The sequence below is a fragment of the Hymenobacter sp. B81 genome, from assembly GCF_044628455.1.
GTDB lineage: Bacteria > Bacteroidota > Bacteroidia > Cytophagales > Hymenobacteraceae > Solirubrum.
On record NZ_JBIYZW010000003.1, the window covers coordinates 811,355 to 829,589 of the forward strand.

The following is an 18,235-nucleotide window of genomic DNA, read 5'->3' on the forward strand; positions in this document are numbered from 1 at the left end:
GGCTACAGTTGCTGGCTGACGCTGTAAAGCACCTGGTCATTGGCCAGGTACATCAGCATGTAGAAGTTGAGGGCGCCGCTTTTGTAGTTGCCCGAGCCGGCCAGCCGTTTGAAGGCCGCCGGGTAGGTGGGCTCCGCGCCGGCCTGGTGCATGGCCATGACCACTACCCCGAGCTTGGCGCCGGCCGTGTCGAGGGCGAAGGCGCCGCCACCCAGCGGGGCCGCGGCGGTGCCGTGTACCCGCTCCTTGTCGAAAGCCAGCGTCATCGAGTTGGAGGTAGCGGCGGCAATGTCGGCCTTGAGCGCAATGGCGGCGGCCTGGGCCGTGCTCACCGGCTTGCCCACGTCGCTGGTGTTGTCCACGTTGGCCAGCCCAACCTCTGCTTTGGTCGCAGCGGTGCGGCTCAGCGTTCCATCGCCGGCCACCGTCAGGCCGGCGCCTACAATCACACCGCCCAGGGCGGAGTACGTGGCCGCCGGCAAGGTGTAGGCCGGGCCACCGCCTGCTCCTGCCTCGTCGTCGGCCCAATACAGGCCGCCGGCACCGTCGCTTTTGAGCACCTGCCCGTCGGTGCCGCCGGCCGGCACCAGCGTCCCGCGCTGCTCCACGACCTCCAGCCCGGCGGGCAGGTCGTTCGGGTCGAACGTCCACTCGACCTCGCCGCGCAGCAGGATGTAGGCCCGCTGGCCCTCGTCCGGGTTGAACTCGATGTCCGAGGGGGCATACTTACCGCCTTCCAGAATCAGCACCACCGGCACCGGGGAGTTATTGAGCTCCAGGCGGCCCTGGTAAGGCGCCTCGTTGTGGGTGCGCGGGCCGCGGATGCGGCTCGTGCTGGCCACATAGAGTATGGCGTCCCCGGCGCTCAGCAGGGCCACGTCGAGGAAGTCGTTGGCCTCCAGCGTCAGGACGCAATTGTCCACCGTTAAGTAGCCGTGGCCGCCCAGGTACGTGCCGCTGGCCCCGCCCGCGTCCTGGGTGAGGGTAACCTCGCGCCGGTTCTGGTGCACGATCTGCGTGCCGTCGAGCTGGCTGATGGCGTCGTGCGTGGCCTCTACGCCAGCCGGGGCCGCATTGGGTGCCAGCACGGTAAACGAGGCCTGGGGCGCGCTACTGCCGCCGGTGGTTACCGGCTGCCAGGTGTCGTTGCGGGCCAGCTCGACGAGCTTCTGCGCATCGCTCATGGCTTCAAACCCTGGGATTTCGCGGCGCATGCGCGTGCCGTCCGGGTAGGTCACGGTCTGCATGTGCGTCCGCTCCCCGCAGGTACGGCCGAAGTAGAGCACCTCGCCCATGGGCATGGCGTCGCGCTCGGCATCGTCCTGGACGGGCCGGTCCCAGTTGCTCCACTCGACGAACGTCAGCGTGTAACTGGCGCCATCGGGCTTGGTGATGGGGCCGCCGGGGTTGGTCGAAAACGGTTTGAGAAACGACATCAGTCTACTTTCAAAGTGGTGGTGCCAAACTGCTTCTCGCCGGTGCGCGAGGCGCGGAAGGCCTGCTGGAAGCCTTCCGAGTTGGTGAAGGGAAACACCCGGCTCGGGAAGCCGCCGTTCGGAAACCCGTTCAGAGTAAAGACGCCGGCGCCGTTGCCAGCCTCGAGCCAGCCGGTGATGAGGTAATGGCCGTTGGGCACGTTGATGGTGCGGTTTTGCTGGCGTGCCTGGCTGAACTCCTGAATGGCTGCGGCCCGCAGCAGGGCCGACAGGTCGGCGTCGCTCATCGTAATCGGGTCGGTAGCCGAGGTGGTGACGAAGCGCTTGGCCGACACCACCACGGTGGCTGTGGCCAGTTTGGTCAGGCTGCCGGCATCGGTGGCCGATACCGAGAAGGTGGTGTTACCGGCGGAGTTGGCATCCAGTACCAGGGAGCCGGCAAGTTTCGGCTGGCCCTCGACGTGCGCGGGGTTGGCCAGCTGGTCGGCCGCGGTGTACACCTGGGCCACGCCCTGCACCAGCACGGCCGTGATGGTGGGGTTGGTACCAGGCGTCACCACCCAGCTCACGGTGGTGGCCACTGGCGCACCGGGTTGCCGGTAGGCATTGCTCACCGTGACCACAATGGTGGCCGGCAGCTCGGGGGCGGCGCCCTTCCGGATCACGCGGCCGTTGGCGTCGTCGTTCACCGTGAGCACGTCGCCGGGATTGATGCCGCCCCAGGTGCGGGTCGCCGCGAACGTAATCGTGGCCACCGTGCTACCGGCGGATACCGAGGCAAAGAGGGTATAGTAGTCGTCGGTGGCGTCGTCGCCGGTGGGCTCGGGGTTGTTGCCGCCGTTCATGTCGTTGTCGACCTCCAGCAGGCGGGTTTGCCCGCCCGCGAAGGTGAACTTAAACACGTCGCCTTTGCGGTAATTGGCCGAGGCGCTCCAGGGCAAGTAGGAGGCCACGCGGTCGTCTTCGTCGCCCTGGGCCAGTACCAGGTGCGCATTCACCAGGTCGTCGGCCGCGGCGCTGAGGCTGCGGCGCGCGCGGATGGCTCCCGTTTCGTTCGGCACGACGATGTACTGCACCGGCGCTGCGGGCGCTGCTGGTGCGTCTTCGGATCCGCTGCCGATGCCGCCGCTCACGTAGTCGCCCACCACCACGGTGCCGCCCAGCACGATGGCGCCCGGCTTGATCAGCGCGAAGCTCTCGACGTTGGGCACGTAGTAGGGCGCGCCGAGCACCTGGTTGGTGGTCAGGCCGTCGATGAACACCTGCGAGTCCTGCATGTCCTGCAGCAGCTCCCGAAAGGTGGCCTCGGTGATGTTCTGGTACTGGTTGTCGGCAAAGCGGGGCAGCCACTTGGCGCCGAAGGCTGCAGGGGATAATCTGGCCATGGGGAAGCTATTCGATGGTAAAGGCCACGCGGAAGCCGCTGCGCACGATGACGGTTTTGCCGGCGGGCACCGTGGCCATAAGGTTGCCGGCCAGGTCGCGCACTTCAACCAGGCCGCCAGCGCCGGTGCCCAGCTGCACCGCGTGCTCGAGGCCGCGGTCAGATACCAACCAGGAGCCCAGGTAGGGGCGGGCCCGGCGCACGGTGTCGCCGGCGGCGCGCCAGTCGTAGTTGTTGCGCTGGCCGAAGGCCTCGGCGCCCGAGTCGAAGGTGTCGGAGTAGAGCAGCGGCTGGTCGGGCGTGCCCACCAGCTGCACTTCTCCGTTCCGGTCGCGGGTAAGGAACACCAGGCGCTGGCCCTGCAGGGTTTCCAGCCCGGCGGCCAGGCCGGCGGTGTGGCGGGGCAGCACGCCCTGTAGCTGCTGCTGGTAAATGTCGCCGTGGCGCCCGAGGGCCTTGGGGGTCTGCTTGTGGCGCACGGTGTAGCGCGTGCTCACCAGCTGGTACCACACGGCGCCCGGCACTAGATCCAGATCCTGGCGGATCAGCAACTCGCCGGCGGCGGGCCAGCTGCGGAAGTTGCTGGCCAGGGTGTACCAGACCGCCTCGAGCCCGCCGATGTTGTCGGCGGGCTCTTGCTCGATGTTGCGCAGGCCGAAGGGGTCGTAAGGCAAGCCCAGGCCGCTCGGGTTAGGAGACTGAACGGCCATGTTATGCGAAAGAGGGCGTCGCTATAAGTTGCTGACGCAGAGACAACACGGAGGCGTAACGGGACAAACCTCCCGTTTCCTGGGACATTTCAGCCGTTTTCTGAGACAAACCAGCCGTTTTCTGGGACATTTTACCTACCGATTTCCCCCTTCTTTTTTTCAGGGCGGGTAGGTTGCAGTTGCGCTGCACGGCCTTGCGCAGGGTCTCGAACTGGATGTCTTCCTCGCGCAGGTCGTAGGCGCCCATGAAGTCGAGGATGACTTCCCGGATGGAGGTGCTGCGGTTCAGGAAGGAGCGCACCCACAGGTAGAGTTCTTCCTTGAGCAGCTCGTCGACAAAGTCGTTGAATTGAAAGACGGTGTAGCTGGTGAGTTCCGTCAGGCCGTACTGGTGCACCGGGAAGTTGCGCAGATCCAGCTGCAGCACTTGGGTGCAGCCCTGCAGGGAGCCGGCGTGGCTGAGCTTGCCCTTGAGCTGGCGGCGCAGCAGGTGAAACAGCATCTTCCCGAAGCGGTCGGCGTTGCTGAGCACGTACTCGCCATGCCCGAGGTGCACGTTCAGGTACTTGCGAACGTGCGGTTTAACGGGGAAATCCAGGGTTTTCAACATACAGCGCGCTTAGAACAGGTTAAAACTACCGCGCTGAACTACCGGGATAAAGGACTCCCGCGCCGGCGCCCACGCGGGCACCGGGAAGCATAAATGTGCTGTCATGTATCTGGAAATATTACAGTGTTCGCTACCGAACAATATTGCCAATCTACAACGTCACATCAAAGGTTCAATCGAGTTAATTATGCTTATTGAACTGATTTTTACTGCTAAATGAACGCGGGCTTAAGGCCGAGCTTCTACTTCCGAGGGTACCAAACGAGGGAGTAGGCCGGAATGCCGCGCACGAACACGTCGCCATCGGTATCGATGGCGGTCTCAGGCTTAAGCTCTGGAGCGGCATACACCTCCAGCTGGTACCGCCCGGGCCGCTTGGACTTCATCAGCCTGGCGCTGGCGATGTGGTACACCGTGCCCACCTGGTTGCGCCTCACAATGCTGACGAGAAAATCGTCCGGGGCTGGAGCGGGATGCTCCAGGCCCAGGTCGTAGGTGATCCAGCGGGATTTCATTTGCCGGCCTGCAGTGAGCTGGTTTTAAACTGCCGAATCTCTGGTTTATCGGTCTTCCAACCAGGATGCCCTGTGGGGCCGTTAACCTTGCGCTGACGAGCGGGTAGATCCACCCAGCAGTAGTTAGTCCCGATGGTGCCTGTGACGGTGCCATACCGCCCGTCGTATTGCGTATTGGAGTGTTTGACCTTGACCAGGCTACCCACTTTAAAAGAACTATTCATTGCGGTATTTGAAAAAAGGGTTCGAGGAGAATGGCTTTCTGGTGCACCTTGCCCAGGGCCGTCAGGAGTTCGTCGCGCCGGCACTGTTGCTGCAGCTGGCCGGCCAGGTGCGTGAGCAGCTGCAGCTCGTCGTGCTCGAGGCGAATCTTGCGCGGCTTCAGCGGCGACTTCCAGCTGCGGTGGGCGCTCCAGAGGCGCTTGGCAATGCGGCCGAGGGGCTTGATGCTCAGCGCCTGGGGTAGATCGAGCGGACGCACGGAGGCCTTCGCCACCAGCTGGAGCAAGTACTGCTCGATGGTGCTGGCCAGCCAAGCCACTTCCTGGTGGTGGAGGTCGATCTTTTGATCGAGGTGGCGCAGGTCGATCATTCGGGTAGGCGTCTAGGGTACACAGGGCGGTTCAGGAGCACCCATTCCAGCGCTGGGTAGGTGCAACGGCAGGCACAGGCGCGGCACAAGTAGCAGCGGGGGCTGGCGACGTATTTGAGAGGGCGCCAATTGCCGCACCCATCACATTCAATGAATCTTAGGCCGCCCTTGGATACTTTCAGATGGCGCAGGCTCATAATTCCAGGGACTGTTGCTGCGGCACTTGTGCCTCGAGCATCTGGATGGCGCGCTCCAGTACTGCAATCCGGAGCGCTGCTATTTCGCGGGTGAGGCCGTGTTTGCCCTGGCGCACCCAGTCGGGATAGTGGCGGTGGCGCATGGCCAACTCGCGTTTCAGTTCGGTGAGCACGTCGTCGGTGCTGACTTTGGGGAAGGGGCCGAGGTAGCTCATGAGGCAATGGCAAGGTGGTGTAACAGTTCGCCGATGTGGCCCGGGCGGCGGGTGTCCACGACTTCGCGGTCGGACTCGTCGACCTGCGGCACGGCGTGGGCGAGGCCGGCGTGCTCCAGGATCTTGAACTTGCGGCCCTGGGTCCGTTCGCAGATGCGGTAGTAGTAGAGCTGGTGGCCCAGCTGGTTGCGGAGCACCCGCAGCTGCTCCAGGCCGTCGTCGTCGTTGGTGTAGCTGTAGAAGGTGCACTGGCGCCGTTTGCCCTTGCGGCCCCACTGGCCCGGCGCCAGCTCGTCGAACACGGCCCACAGCCAGTACTTCGCCGTTTGGCTGGCAGCGCTGGGATTGTCGCGCTTGGGCGGCAGCGGCTTCGTAGGCGGGGTTTTGGTAAGGAAGTCGTTGAGGTCTTTGTAGCCGCGGTACAGCTCGTTTTGCACCTGCACGCGGCCCGGCAGCGCCTCGCGCAGCACGTGCAGCGCCCGTTCGCCGGCGGCGTCGTTGTCACCAAACCACCGGATCGGCCCGTCCTGCTCCATGAGCAGCGGCAGCACCGAGCCCAGCAGGTTCACCGAGTTCAGGATGAGCACGGTGCTCCGGAAGCTGCTCACCCGGTAGCACGTCAGCGCGCTGAGGTAGTCCATGAAGCCCTCGAAGATGTTCACCCCCGGCTCCGTGCCGTGCAACCAGGTGACGCCCTTCTGGCCGATGGTGCCCTGGAAACCCTTGCTGCGCACTTCCCAGCCGCCTTCCGTTTTCCAGCCCAGGGCGAAGTAGGGCTTGCCACGCTCCTTGCCCTGCACCTGGTAGAACACCTGCTGCAGGTGCTCCATGGTGCGCTGGTTGCGCTGGATCAGCGGCCAGTTGATGCCGCGGCTGGTCAGGTACTCCACCAGGGCCTTCCACGTCAGCGGCTCCGTGCGCACGTCGGTGAAGGTGATGGGGCCGGTGGCCACCGTCTTGCCCTTCGCCGCCGGCTGGGCCAGCGGCAGCTCCGTGGCTGCCGGCATGTCGAGGGCCCAGGCGGCCAGCACTTGGTGCGCGATGGGCAACGTCACGCCCGTCAGGCGCATGATCAGCTTCAGCACGTCGCCGCCGTACACCTTCTGGCCGGCCTCGGCAGGCTCGCCGAAATCGGCCCACACGTTCTTCGGCTCCGACACCACGAAGCTGGGCGTCTGCTCGTCCGGGCGGAAGGGGGAGATGAAGTAGTAGTTGCCGCCGGCAGCCGGCCCGGAGACGGGTTGCTGCCCGAGGCGGGCCATGACGGCCAGCAGGGGAATGCGTTTGGTGGAGGCGGTATCGAGGCGCGTCATGGCCCGGTTTTTTAAAATTTTGGAAATGGCTCCCCCTACCCACGCTGTCTGCCGGCGTGGCCAGGGTTGGGCGGCCCCGTTTTTCGGCCGCCCCCGCTCTTTTTTTTTCAGCCAGCCCCTCGTTATCCCCGTCCGGCGTGTGGAAAAGTCGGCTCCGGACCGACGTTCCTATGCTTCATAACATCTATGGATGTTCTCAGTGGTAGGAACGGTTATAAGGCTGGGATTTTTGCCCGACTATAGTTTTTTAAGAAGGTCGGGCGGTAGCCTGCGAGAATTGCGCGGCCAGCGCCAGCAGGCTGGCCATGCCGTTTACAGGGGCCTTTGCGGGCCGCTGCGGGGCCGCTGGTGCTACGCGGGGCGCCGGGGCCGACTGTGAGGCCATGGCGACGCAGGGCTCGTCAAACACGATCAGAGCCGGGTTAATCAGCAGCTGCAGGCCGCCGCGCACCTGGGCCTTGCCGCGCAGGAAGCCGTGCTCGATCAGCGCCAGGATGTGCCGGTAGGCGGTCTTCGGGTCGGCGTTGTCGCAGCGCTTCGCCAGCGACGTGCGCGTGGTGCGAATGGCCAGGTTAATGGCGCGCGTCGAGCGGCGCCAGTCGGCCAGGAAAATGTTGATGATTTCCTTCATGGTGTGCACCACGTTGCCCTTTAGGCGGGGCAGCTTGAATTTGGGGCGCGGGGCCTCGAGCGCGGCCAGGTGCGCGGGCACGGCGGCCGGGCGGATGGGCTCGGGGTTCTTGAACAGGCGCTTCAGGCGCGTCCAGGTGGCGGTGTAGTCAATGCGCAGCTTGAGGGAATCGGGGCGGTACATGGGAAGCGGGATGAAGGGTGAACAAAGCGGACGCTGCCGCTACAGTGCAGCAGGGCGGTGCTGCAGGCCGTTCGGCTTCCTGGCTGGACACCGAAGCCAGCAGCCAGCCGCACACCTTTCCACGAGTAAGCGGGGGCCCCTCATTCGAGGCAGGAAGTATCAGGAGGTGGGTGGTGGCCACACAGGGCTAGGCCGGCTTCCGGTCGGGGTCAAATTCGCACAGCAGGTGAGCGGAAGCGGTGGCTGGAACAAGCCGGGCGGGGCTCGGCGCGGGCGGGCCGCGCTCGGAGGCGAGGAAGGGGCTCATTGGCTCAGCGCGTTTTCCAGGTCGCTGATGCTGCGGCGCAGGTTATCCTCCTGGTCGCAGAGTTGTTGCCAGAGGCCACCGGCCTTGCCGATCATCTTGCGGCAGATGCGGGATTTTTCACCCTTGACGATGCGCAGGTCGCGCTTGAGCTGGGCCAGTACCACGCTGTGGCGGGCGGCTTGCAGGATGGTCATGCGGCAGCCACCTCCTTCCCTGCTTTTTTCGGTTTGGCCTTCGCGGCCGTCACCTGCAGCTGCGCCTGCTTGCGCAGCTCCTCCACGTCGACGCCGGCTCCCGCGGCGGCATGCACTACGGCGTCGGAGTAATCCAGCAGCGAGTCACGGTGCAGCCGGTAGGTGAGCAGCAGGGCGGAGAGCTGCACGGTGCTGAGCCGGGCCAAGCTCTCATCCAGCCACGTGCTGACGTCCTGGTGGCCTTCCAGCTTGCCCGGGAGCGTAAAGCCAAAATGCTTCTCCAGCCACTGCCGGCTCACCTCCGATGGTTTGCCGTTGTAGCTCAGCAGGTCTTTGGCCAGGTACCGCAGCAGCGCGGGCCAGTCGTTCTGTGTATCGAGCAGGTGCTCGACCAGAGCATCGGCCAGCAGCAGCTTGTGGCGGGCCTTGACCTTATTGGCCAGGATAGTGGCCTCCCGCTCTTTCCGGCTCTGCTCCGGATCCTTCGCATCCTTCGCGAGCTTAATGTACACCTGCGTGCCCAGGTCACCAATCGTGTAGCTGTCCACCACCACGGCCCGCACGGCACCGGGCGTGTCGGCCGACACTTTTTGATAGCCCTGGCTGCTCAGCAAGCCCGGCTTCGAGGGCGTGTACTGATTGGAAATTAGGAGCGGCTTCTGCTGCAGATCGGCTGTCAGCTGCGCCACCTGCGTGTCGATGTGCGCTTGCAGCTTCGCGGCGAAACAGCCCGCGTCGAGGCAGCGGTCTTTCTGCGCCAGATCTGCGAAGAGGAACTCCTGGGCGGCCGTGCGCTTCGGGCACGCGGTGCAGGGGCCGGCAGCCGGCAGCAGCTCCGCGCATTTCTTCGAGAACGGCGCGCTGGCCAGTTCACGCAGGTAGCGGTCGACCCAGCCCTGGGCGTGGCCAGCCAGTACTACCGTCAGATTCGTGAGAGCGTACTTTTCCTCCTTCGCAATGCGCTCCTGTATCTCCTGCGTCTGCCGGGCCAGCTGCACGGCCGCGCCAATGTGCATACGCCCAGCGCGTAGCATGTCCATGAACGGCGGGATGAGCTGCACCAGCTGCGCCCGCTGCGCCACAAACTCCGGCCGCATGCCCAGGCGCAGGGCTATTTCCTGCACCAACATGCCGGCGCCGATGGCTTCTGCGAAGTCCTCGGCCTCGTCGGCCGGGTTCACGTCCTCGCGGGCGTGGTTCTCCAGCAGCTGGATTTCCAGGAACTGCTGGTCGGTCAGCTCGCGCACGGTGGCGCGGATGGTGTCGACGCCGGCCAGCTGCGACGCGCGGTAGCGGCGGCCACCGACAACCAGGTTGTACTTACCCGGCTCGGTCGGGTAAGGCCGCACCATCACCGGGTGAATCAGGCCGTGTCCTTTGATCGAGTCGGCCAGGCGCTGCAGCCCGGCTTCGTCGAAGGTCTTGCGCGTGTTGCGCGTTACCACGATGTCAGTCAGCGGGATGGTGCGCACTTCGTCGGCCGTGGCAGCCTGCAGCACTTCGCCGTGGTAGGCAACCGCTTCCTGAGCAGGCTCAGGTGCAGTTGCCGGGGCAGGCTCCTGCACGGTCACCACCTGCAGCTCGACGTCGTTGAACTCGGCCTCGGCCTCGGGCTGGGTGTCGGTAGCCGGAAAGCTCACCGTAGCAATCGGGAATACGGTTTTACCGTCGTCGACCACCTTGAGCACCGTGCCGGTGCGGCCCGTCCATTGGGCGTTCAGGTCGCAGGCCTCCGAGACGACTACCTGGTCACCGGCGGCAACGAGCGGGGCTTCCTGGGGGACAACAGCCATCGTGGTGGCTGGCTGCGCTGCAGCGGCTCCTTTCTTCGCCCTAGACATGGGACAGCCCTCCTCTCTTTGCAGACCGAAAATCCCCCCACCGTACACCGAAGTGGAAAATCGACTCGTCTTCCTCTACCTCAACGGTCACCGCAGTACTCGACAGGTTGACGTTGCCGCCAGCGGGTCTGCTTTCCTCGCGGATGATCTTGATGCCTTCCTGCATCGGGCTGCTCATGAACGCCCGGAAGAGGGGCATGTCACGCTCCAAGACGGGGAAGGTGATTGTCTGCACCTGGGCCGTGGGCTCGGCTTCCTCCAGCTTCTTTACGTCGGATGAAGGCCAGGCTTGGATGCCATTCACCAGCGAGTGGTACACGCTCCGGGCGTCTTCTTCCTTCTCGCAGCTCAGCATGACGATGACGTGCTTGGCGTCATTGGTCAGCGACACCTCCAGCTGGTCGGGCGCATCGTCGGTTTGAAACTTCAGCAGGCTCACAGCTCTACCCCTCCTTCCTCGCCCAGCTGGCGGGTAATGGCGTTAATCCGCACCTGGTACTCGTCACGCTCCCGGCGCAGCATCTTCAGCGATTCGGCGTAGCGGTAGGGATTGTGCTCCGCTACCCGAATCTGGTAGAGCACCTCGTCGAGGCAATTCTGCAGGTGGCCGCGGTCGGCCAGCATCTGCTGACGCCCTTTCGGGCCCTGCTGTAGCTCCGAGAGGGGCTTCAGCTGGATGTTCGGCGCCATGCCGAAGAACAACTGGGCGGCTACGCTCTCGACCGTTGCAGAGGCGCAGTCCGACGTGTACACGTTGATGGTGCGGCGCTGCATGGCTAGGAGGCCTTGGCCGTTGCAGGGGCGGAACCATCGGCATCCAGCTCAGCGAGGGCTGCCGTGTGAATCTTGCGCAGTTGCAGGAGGCTGCGCACCTCTTCCTGGTCGGCGACTACATCTTCGGCCGGCCCGATGCTCATGGTGGGCCGCGGCGTATTCAGCCGCAGGCGCAGCACCGTGATGCGGCGGGAGTGGGAGTAGATGGCCACCGCGTGGTCTTCGGCCGTCAGCTGGGCGAAGTTGTCGATGGTGACGGAGGTGTTGCTCATCGTGGAAAGGTGTAGAAGTGGGAAAAGCGCGCAGCTACGATGCTGCGCGCATGGTTGGAATGCTCATGGTGGCCAGGTCGAAGGGGAGGCCTTGCCCGAAGGCAGCCAGCGCGGGCCACGGAATGCGGGGCTCCGACGGGGAGAAGTGGTAGACCTGGAGCGTAATGGTGGAGCCGTCGCGGCCCCGTTTGCCGTTGTTGATCCAGCGCTGCACCGTGCTGCGGCTCACGTCCAGCTCAGCCATCACCTGCTCGATGCTGAGCAGGCGTGGCACCTGCGTACCGGCCGCCGGCGTAGCAGCGCCGAGCGTTTCCACCAGGCCCTTGATGGCCTGGAAGTACTGGTCGAGGATTCCCACAGTGACGAGGTCGGCGGCGGTCATGGCGCGGCAGTTAAGAGGCAATGGCCATGCAGGCAGCCCCGGAAAAGGGCCGCGTGCGCAGGCGGAAATGGATTTCTTGCTTCAGTTCGGGGTGGCGAGGAGCCAGCACCGTGTAGAGCTTGTCGTACTGCTCGGGCTCGAGCACCTCGACGCAGGCGGCTTCGAGTACTGCGTCGGCCACCGGCAGCTCAGCCGGATTAACTACACCTTCGGGAGTGGGTGCCGTCAGCATCAGGCCGCCACGCTGAGGGTGGCACCATCCTGCACCAGCGGCACGATGCGGCAGGGCGCCGGCAGCAGGCGCACCTGGCTGCGGCAATCCTCCAGCTCGATTTCCTGAATGCCGGCGCTGATGTCGCCGAACAGCACCTCTTCGCTGGTGCGGCCCTCCTCGACGGCCGTGCGCAGGGAAGCAGGGGTGGTGCCGGCCACGTACACCGTGAAGCCGGTGGGGCGCGGCCAGTAGCCCAGGATGGGCAGGCAGAGCAGGGCGCCGGGCTGCAGCATGACCATGCGGCGGCGGGTGCCGGTGGCATCGGTCGGCTCGGCCGTAAGGCGGATTTGTTTGCCAGTCAGCGCATCGGTCACGCTGATCGGGCGGTAGGAGGTAAGCATTTGTGGAAAGGTGTAGGTGAAGGGGGTAGGGCTATCCAGCCGGCCGCAGGTGCGCCGGTATGCTGTAATCGGGCAGGCCGATTTCAATCAGGGTGATGAGCTTGGGCAGGTTGGGCGAACGGCCGATGCGCACGTTCTCCAGCTGACTGAATTTTTCAGGGGCACCATTCCGAACCGCACGTTCCACCACCTCTGGGGAGAGGGCCTCAATGGTTTCAGCAACCAGGTAGAAGTACTTCTGCCGTTCGGTGAGCGTGGACATAGCTGTGTTTGTATGGTTTTGCACCGCCATAGCGTTCTTGCGCTATCTTGTCTGTACAGTTCAGTACAGTGGTTCAAACATACGCAGGTTGAGCGCGCAAAGCCAATTCAACCAGACACAAAAATTCAACCGAACGGGCCAAAGTGACGGAAACAACTATAAATCAGCGACTAAAATTTCTGATCAAGGAGCTTGGATTGAGCGCACGCCAGTTCAGTCTGGATATCGACGTGCCCGAAGCAACCACGCGCAACTACCTTAACCGGGGTTCAAAACCCGGTATTGAATACCTGAATAAGGTTGTGCGTCACTTTGACCGCGTAAGCATGGCCTGGCTCCTTTCAGGTGAAGGGGAAATGTTTACGGCCAACACGCTTGAAGAGGGCGGCTCCGTCTATAACATTGGCAACAGCGGCAACAGCGTTGGCCGCAACGTGGGCACCCTCACGCAGCATCATGGCAGCGGCCGTCCGGCGGCCGTTGCAGGCAAGCCAGGCCTCGAGCACGAGAATGAAGCCCTGAAGAAAGAGGTCGAGCTGCTCCGCAGTCAGCTCAACGATAAGGAACGCATCATCCAGCTGCTGGAAATGCAGCTGCGGAAATAGGCACGCTCCCCCTCCACCAATTATCCCACACCTGCACCGTATGAAGTTAACCCGCTATTTGGCAGCCCTGTGCTGCATTCTGGCGCTCCTGGTGGCCAGAAACACCAATGGAGAAGCACGCCTGCTGCAGCTGCTGCCTTCCCTGGTACTACCCAATGCCCTGCCCGGCACGCTTCCGTACCTGGTGCAGAACAATGCTCCAGCAAATGAGACGGGCCGCTGCCACGTGGTGCGGCCCCGCCAGCACAGCTCCGAACGGCTGCACCGGCACGCCACGCACAACCATGCACTCGTGCTGCCGATGACCTCGCAGCATCAGGCGGCGGGCGCTCTACGCTCGGCCGTTGCCCTGGTGGGTGTACTGGCCCACGCCGACGAGTACCGGACAGCGGATGTACAGACGCCCCGACCGGCATCCGATTGCATAAAATGGCGTGGGCCCCGGGCCCAGGAAATACATGCTGCCCGCGACAACCTCACAGGCCCAACTCATGGCCTCAACACCTACTCCAGTGCCAGCTAGGTCGGTGATGCCATATGGCCTGCCGAGCCCAAGTTGCTCGACTGCGCCAGCTGATAAACGCCCTCGCCCTCACGCCGGCAGAATTCTCCCAGCGGCTCTTGCTTTCCGATGACCGCATCGACGATGTACTCAGCGGCAAGAAGCGTCCCTCTGTCAAGTTAATCTGCCGCATTAAGCGAGCCTTCCCCAGCGTCTGCTCAGACTGGCTGCTGATGGGGGAAGGCCAGATGTTCAACCCGCCTTCTGCGCCTTTACCCCGGCCTCAAGAATCCACTACAACTGCCGCAAACAGCATCGGGGTCAACTACGGCCACGCCACGCAGATCATTGTCAATGATAGCGAGGGCGGCCCTGGGTTGACGCGGATCTACGAAGCCTTCTACACCACCCAGCTCCGGGATAAGGAGCGCATTATTCAGCTGCTGCTGCAGCAGCTGGAGCCCCATCGCAGGCCCAAGCCGTAAGCTCCATGATTAGAATTACCATTTGCTCCATACTTTTACTTGGGGTGCTATTGCCCAAGGCGCACGCCCAGAGTGAGGAATACCACCCGGTGGCTGCAGGAGGAGCCCCGCTTTTCCGTGCGCTGAAGGATACCGTGAAATCCCCCGCCTACCAGCTCAAGCCGGGCGAGAAGCTGATGCTGATCGAGGAGCTGAGCCCGCGATGGTATAAGGTCAAGCGCCAGGGCTTCGAGTACTTCACGCCGGCCAGCAGCTTTGCACCTGGTACCCGGGTACCGAAGTCAGGTGAGTCCGTCGTGCTTCCTGTCGACCCGGCGACCAAGCTGGTGACCTACACGGCCGTCGTACAAGTGCCAGGCGCCTCGCAGAATGAACTGTATGCCCGGGGCAAGGTGTGGTTCGTCAACACCTTTAACTCGGCCAAGGCTGTCATGCAGGCGGAGGAGAAGGATGCCGGGCTGCTCATCGGCAAAGGGTGGACGGGCATCGTGAAAAAGGGCGCCCTCGGCATTCCAATGGAAGAAAAGCTCTGGTACACCGTGCGCCTGTCCGTAAAAGAGGGGCGCTACAAGTATGAAATCTACCAATTCAAAACCGAGCTGCCAGCTTCCAGCAGCAACCCGACTCCCGAGGCCAGCGCAGTGGAATCCTACCTGGTGCGGGAAGTAAAAAAGGGCGACCCTTTTTACAAGCTTGTCATGCAGGGCCGGGCGCAGGTTGATGCAGAGGCTACAAAGCTGATCGAGTCAATTAACAAAGCCATGGCCCAGCCGGCCACTGGCGGCGACTGGTAATGGAAGTCAGTTGCCAGCTCCGAAAGGATCAGGTATCCAAGAAAGGCACGGCCCTCATCCAGCTCACCTTCTGCTGGGAGGGCCGGCGCCTGCGCATTTCGTCGGGGGAAAAGTGCCGGCCGAAGGATTGGAACGACGCCCGGCAGCGGGTGAAGGCCAATCCGGGCAGCTACGCGGCGGAAATCAACGCCGTGCTCGACGACTGGACCAAAGCCGCCGACCAGGTGCACCGCGAGGCCCGGCGCCAGCAGCTGCGCCTGGACGAGCAGGCCATGGAGGCCGCCATCCGCAACCGCTACCGGCAGCTGGTGGCCGAGGCGGCAGGCGAGCCGGCGGAAGTGGTGCTGCCCGTCGTGGCGCCGGCAGCGCCCACGTTGCTGCAGGAGATGGAGCGCTGGATTACGTACCAGGAAGGCAAAGTTTCCCTGCGCTCGGGCCAGCGGCTGAGCGCGAGTTACCTGACCGGCCTGCGGCGCAGCCTGCGCGAGCTGCAGGCCTTCGAAGCCGAATGCACCTGGCCGCTGAAGTTTGCCGGCATGGATCACGCGTTTTACATGGCGTTCCAGGACTTCGCCCTGAGCAACCGGGGCCGCGACATCAACACCTTCGGCGCCTACATCAAGAACCTTAAGACGTTCCTGATCTGGGCCACCAAGCAGAACATCACGGTCAACCCGAACTTCCGCGACTTTGCCGTGGTGGATATCTACCGGGGCGCCGACGCGCTGACCCAGGATGAACTGCTGCGCCTGGCCGCCATCGACTTCGCCGATGCTTCGGTACGTGCCTACCTGGAGCAGCACTTCGAGCCCGGGGCGGGCCCGCGCCACGGCGGTCGGGCCGCCTTCACCTTGGACGACTACATCCAGCGCACCGAGGAAGCGCGCGACAAGATTCTGCAGTGCTGCTATTTCGCGCTGCGCATTTCAGATGCGGACCGCCTGGCACCGAAGCATCTGGAGCAGGACATCGTGCGCATCTTCGCCGGCAAATCGGACGGCATCTGCATCATTCCCTTCTTCGACGACGACGTGTTCAAGCCGAGGGCCCTGGTGGCCAAGTACGCCGGCCGCGGCCTGGCCACGTGTCTGCCCCGCATCTTCAAGCGGGAACGGTACCTGCCCCACATCCAGCACCTGGCCGGCATCACCCGCATCAAGCTCACCAGTAAAGTGGGGCGCAAGACGTTCGCCACCCTTAAGATTTACCAGGGCATTCCCAAGTCCCAGGTGATGCTGGCCACGGGCCACAAAACCGAAAGCTCGTTCAATCGCTACCTGGGCGTGAACGAGGAAGAGCTGCTGGGTCACTTCCGTAAAACTGCCCGTAAAGTGGAATAGGCAAGTGTCAGAAATAGGGGCTTTTTTAGTGGCAGACAAATGCATCATATAGCTTACCGCTGCATGATGTAGAATTCGATAACTCGATTTTTAGCAAATTGAGCCCGTTTTTCATGAGCAACGATAGGCAGCAAAATGTAAGGGCCGTTCTGCACTGGAGCGGGGGCAAAGACTCGGCCCTCTGCTTCTACCACGCCCTGCGCCAGCCCGGGCTGCGCCTCACCCACCTGCTTACCACCCTCAACGAGCACTACCGGCGCGTGGCCATGCACGGCGTGCGCCCCGAGCTGCTGCTGGCCCAGGCTACGCGCATGGGGCTGCCGCTGCAGCCGGTGTGGCTGCCCGAAAACCCCGGCATGGCGGAGTACGAGCAGCGCATGGCCGACGCGCTGCGCGGGCTGCACGCGGCGCACGGCGTCACTGCCTCGGTGTTTGGCGACCTGCACCTGGCCGACTTGCGGGCCTACCGCGAGCAGCAGCTCGGGGCCCTGGGCTTGCAGGCCACGTTTCCGCTCTGGCACAAGCCGGCCCGGGAGCTGCTGGCCGAGTTCTTCGACCTGGGCTTCCGGGCCGTGGTAGTATGCATAAACGACCAGTACCTCGATGCCAGCTTCTGCGGCCGCGAGCTGGACCGCGACTTTCTGCGCGACCTGCCCCCGGGCGTGGACCTATGCGGTGAAAACGGCGAGTACCACAGCTTCGTCTACGATGCGCCCTACTTCGCCCGCCCCATTCCCCTGCGGCGCGGCGAGCGGGTGCGGCGCAGCTACCAGCCAGCAGCCGAAACCCGCGAAGACTGCTACCGCGACCAGCCCGACCCCTACGCTGCCGGCTTCTGGTACTGCGACCTGCTGCTGGAGGAAGAAGCTACCGAAATAGCGCCGCCTGCCATTCAAGCCACTTAGGCTGAAAAGCAGGCGGCACCATAAGGCCAATCAGTCCTGGCTACAGCGTGGTATCGGGTGAGGAGTAGGTAGCAGTGGGCTCAAACGGGTCGATGCTGCCCGGTTCAGTAGCGCCGCCCTGCCGTTTAGCTGCTGCCTGCCGGAGCATGCGGCGGTGCAGCGCTTTGGAGCTGGTGCGTCCGCGGCGCTGCGAGAGAGCCACGGCAGTAGCCAGGCCAATGGCAGCTGCTGCCGCCCCGATCAGCCAGGGGTTAGTGGCGTCAAACACGGGCGGCGGCACCGATACCACGCCGGTTTCGTCGGCAATAGCGGGCTGGGGCACGTAGCGGCCGTGGGCGGGCACGGCCAGCTCGTCGAAGTGCTGGGCCAGCTCATTCAGCTCGCGCTGCAAAGCTGCGCCGCGCATGGGAATGCCGTGGCCGGTAGCGGCCACATTAGGCTTCAACGCGGCCAGCAGCTCTACCGAGTGCCGGGCCTGGTGCCAGTCGCAGGTGAAGTAGCGGGGCGGGCCGTGCACTTCCTGCTCCTGCGCCCACACCGCCAGCGCCGACTCCTGCTGCACCGTGCAAAACGCGTCGCCGGCCAGCAGCACGCGGTCGGACTCGCGGAAAAACGACGCGTGACCGGGCGTGTGGCCGGGCGTGTGCAGCCAGCGCCAGTCGGGCAGGTGGGGCACGCTGCCATCGGCCGCGAAGGGCTGCACCCGCTCGCCCAAATCGTAGGGCGACTTGGGGTAAAGAAACGACAGGGCCGCCATGGCGCCGCCGCCCACGGTGGGGTCGGGCGGGGGGTACGACGAGCGGCCGGTAACGTAGGGCAGCTCCAGCGGGTGCGCGTACACGGGCACGTCCCAGCTTTCGGCCAGGGTTTTCAGGCTCCCGGCGTGGTCGAAGTGCGCGTGGGTGAGGATGATGGCGGCCGGCGGCACGTTGGCTCCGAACAGGGTTTCGGCGGTGTGGCGCAGCTTGGCCGCCGAGCCGGGCAGGCCGGCATCGACCAGTACCCAGGGGCCGCTGTTGGGGTGCTGGCGCACGAAGTACACGTTCACGAACACGTTGCGCAGGCCCCACACGCCGGGGGCCACAAACTGCAGCTCGGGCGTGGTGGCCCGGCTGGGCCGCGCTATCTGGTAATCGGGGTTGTTGCTCATAGCAGGCAGAGTTGGGAAGAA

General features: G+C 64.1%; 26 protein-coding genes. 6 read left to right on the forward strand and 20 right to left on the reverse strand.

Features of this window, described 5'->3' with window-relative positions; genetic code table 11:
* Positions 1–2 precede the first annotated feature (2 nt).
* The 19 genes from ACE191_RS20250 to ACE191_RS20340 form a co-directional block, all read right to left on the reverse strand.
* Positions 3–1,436: a hypothetical protein gene (locus tag ACE191_RS20250; RefSeq protein WP_400194067.1), complete on the reverse strand. Its 1,434-nt coding sequence runs from the start codon at positions 1,434–1,436 to the stop codon at positions 3–5.
* The gene (locus ACE191_RS20255) at positions 1,436–2,821 is read right to left on the reverse strand and encodes a hypothetical protein (protein ID WP_400194068.1); all 1,386 of its coding nucleotides are present in this window, start codon (positions 2,819–2,821) and stop codon (positions 1,436–1,438) included. Before ACE191_RS20255 ends, ACE191_RS20250 begins: the two co-directional genes overlap by 1 nt.
* A gap of 7 nt (positions 2,822–2,828) precedes the next feature.
* Positions 2,829–3,530, reverse strand: coding sequence for a hypothetical protein (locus tag ACE191_RS20260; RefSeq protein WP_400194069.1), 702 nt, complete (start codon positions 3,528–3,530; stop codon positions 2,829–2,831).
* 1 nt (position 3,531) lies between these two features.
* Positions 3,532–4,140 (reverse strand): hypothetical protein, encoded by a 609-nt coding sequence (locus tag ACE191_RS20265; protein WP_400194070.1) that lies wholly within the window; start codon positions 4,138–4,140, stop codon positions 3,532–3,534.
* Positions 4,141–4,382: 242 nt separating this feature from the next.
* Complete coding sequence (locus tag ACE191_RS20270; protein WP_400194071.1) at positions 4,383–4,655, reverse strand: hypothetical protein; 273 nt, start codon at positions 4,653–4,655, stop codon at positions 4,383–4,385.
* The gene (locus ACE191_RS20275) at positions 4,652–4,879 is read right to left on the reverse strand and encodes a hypothetical protein (protein ID WP_400194072.1); all 228 of its coding nucleotides are present in this window, start codon (positions 4,877–4,879) and stop codon (positions 4,652–4,654) included. The genes ACE191_RS20270 and ACE191_RS20275 overlap by 4 nt, the downstream gene beginning before the upstream one ends.
* The gene (locus tag ACE191_RS20280) at positions 4,876–5,247 is read right to left on the reverse strand and encodes a hypothetical protein (protein ID WP_400194073.1); all 372 of its coding nucleotides are present in this window, start codon (positions 5,245–5,247) and stop codon (positions 4,876–4,878) included. The genes ACE191_RS20275 and ACE191_RS20280 overlap by 4 nt, the downstream gene beginning before the upstream one ends.
* 193 nt (positions 5,248–5,440) lie before the next feature.
* Positions 5,441–5,659 (reverse strand): hypothetical protein, encoded by a 219-nt coding sequence (locus ACE191_RS20285; RefSeq protein WP_400194074.1) that lies wholly within the window; start codon positions 5,657–5,659, stop codon positions 5,441–5,443.
* Positions 5,656–6,972, reverse strand: coding sequence for a toprim domain-containing protein (locus ACE191_RS20290; RefSeq protein ID WP_400194075.1), 1,317 nt, complete (start codon positions 6,970–6,972; stop codon positions 5,656–5,658). Before ACE191_RS20290 ends, ACE191_RS20285 begins: the two co-directional genes overlap by 4 nt.
* Positions 6,973–7,219: 247 nt before the next feature.
* The gene (locus tag ACE191_RS20295) at positions 7,220–7,786 is read right to left on the reverse strand and encodes a hypothetical protein (protein ID WP_400194076.1); all 567 of its coding nucleotides are present in this window, start codon (positions 7,784–7,786) and stop codon (positions 7,220–7,222) included.
* Positions 7,787–8,089: 303 nt separating this feature from the next.
* Entirely contained in the window at positions 8,090–8,287 is a 198-nt protein-coding gene (locus ACE191_RS20300) for a hypothetical protein (RefSeq protein ID WP_400194077.1), read from the reverse strand.
* Positions 8,284–10,080, reverse strand: coding sequence for a ParB/RepB/Spo0J family partition protein (locus ACE191_RS20305; RefSeq protein WP_400194078.1), 1,797 nt, complete (start codon positions 10,078–10,080; stop codon positions 8,284–8,286). Before ACE191_RS20305 ends, ACE191_RS20300 begins: the two co-directional genes overlap by 4 nt.
* 40 nt (positions 10,081–10,120) lie before the next feature.
* Positions 10,121–10,567 (reverse strand): hypothetical protein, encoded by a 447-nt coding sequence (locus ACE191_RS20310; protein WP_400194079.1) that lies wholly within the window; start codon positions 10,565–10,567, stop codon positions 10,121–10,123.
* Positions 10,564–10,902: a hypothetical protein gene (locus ACE191_RS20315; RefSeq protein ID WP_400194080.1), complete on the reverse strand. Its 339-nt coding sequence runs from the start codon at positions 10,900–10,902 to the stop codon at positions 10,564–10,566. The genes ACE191_RS20310 and ACE191_RS20315 overlap by 4 nt, the downstream gene beginning before the upstream one ends.
* A 2-nt stretch (positions 10,903–10,904) precedes the next feature.
* A complete protein-coding gene (locus ACE191_RS20320; protein ID WP_400194081.1) occupies positions 10,905–11,174 on the reverse strand; it encodes a hypothetical protein in 270 nt (89 codons plus the stop codon).
* 34 nt (positions 11,175–11,208) lie between these two features.
* Entirely contained in the window at positions 11,209–11,556 is a 348-nt protein-coding gene (locus ACE191_RS20325; RefSeq protein ID WP_400194082.1) for a helix-turn-helix domain-containing protein, read from the reverse strand.
* Between the two features lie 10 nt (positions 11,557–11,566).
* Complete coding sequence (locus ACE191_RS20330) at positions 11,567–11,788, reverse strand: hypothetical protein (RefSeq protein WP_400194083.1); 222 nt, start codon at positions 11,786–11,788, stop codon at positions 11,567–11,569.
* Positions 11,788–12,171, reverse strand: coding sequence for a hypothetical protein (locus tag ACE191_RS20335; protein ID WP_400194084.1), 384 nt, complete (start codon positions 12,169–12,171; stop codon positions 11,788–11,790). Before ACE191_RS20335 ends, ACE191_RS20330 begins: the two co-directional genes overlap by 1 nt.
* 31 nt (positions 12,172–12,202) lie before the next feature.
* The gene (locus ACE191_RS20340; protein ID WP_400194085.1) at positions 12,203–12,433 is read right to left on the reverse strand and encodes a hypothetical protein; all 231 of its coding nucleotides are present in this window, start codon (positions 12,431–12,433) and stop codon (positions 12,203–12,205) included.
* A gap of 143 nt (positions 12,434–12,576) precedes the next feature.
* Between ACE191_RS20340 and ACE191_RS20345 the strand changes: the two genes are divergently transcribed.
* The 6 genes from ACE191_RS20345 (at position 12,577) to ACE191_RS20370 (ending at position 17,064) form a co-directional block, all read left to right on the forward strand.
* Entirely contained in the window at positions 12,577–13,038 is a 462-nt protein-coding gene (locus ACE191_RS20345) for a helix-turn-helix domain-containing protein (RefSeq protein ID WP_400194086.1), read from the forward strand.
* A gap of 40 nt (positions 13,039–13,078) precedes the next feature.
* Positions 13,079–13,561 carry a hypothetical protein gene (locus ACE191_RS20350; RefSeq protein WP_400194087.1) on the forward strand — a complete coding sequence of 161 codons (483 nt, stop codon included), beginning with the start codon at positions 13,079–13,081 and terminating at the stop codon, positions 13,559–13,561.
* 14 nt (positions 13,562–13,575) lie between these two features.
* Positions 13,576–14,025, forward strand: a complete 450-nt coding sequence (locus ACE191_RS20355; RefSeq protein ID WP_400194088.1) for a helix-turn-helix domain-containing protein — start codon at positions 13,576–13,578, stop codon at positions 14,023–14,025.
* Between the two features lie 5 nt (positions 14,026–14,030).
* Positions 14,031–14,819, forward strand: a complete 789-nt coding sequence (locus tag ACE191_RS20360) for a DUF4468 domain-containing protein (protein WP_400194089.1) — start codon at positions 14,031–14,033, stop codon at positions 14,817–14,819.
* On the forward strand, positions 14,819–16,159 hold the full coding sequence (locus tag ACE191_RS20365; protein ID WP_400194090.1) for a hypothetical protein: 1,341 nt from the start codon (positions 14,819–14,821) through the stop codon (positions 16,157–16,159). The genes ACE191_RS20360 and ACE191_RS20365 overlap by 1 nt, the downstream gene beginning before the upstream one ends.
* A gap of 113 nt (positions 16,160–16,272) precedes the next feature.
* Positions 16,273–17,064 carry an ATP-binding protein gene (locus ACE191_RS20370; RefSeq protein WP_400194091.1) on the forward strand — a complete coding sequence of 264 codons (792 nt, stop codon included), beginning with the start codon at positions 16,273–16,275 and terminating at the stop codon, positions 17,062–17,064.
* Positions 17,065–17,104: 40 nt separating this feature from the next.
* Here ACE191_RS20370 and ACE191_RS20375 read toward each other — a convergent pair whose 3' ends face one another.
* The gene (locus ACE191_RS20375; protein ID WP_400194092.1) at positions 17,105–18,214 is read right to left on the reverse strand and encodes an MBL fold metallo-hydrolase; all 1,110 of its coding nucleotides are present in this window, start codon (positions 18,212–18,214) and stop codon (positions 17,105–17,107) included.
* Between the last annotated feature and the right edge of the window lie 21 nt (positions 18,215–18,235).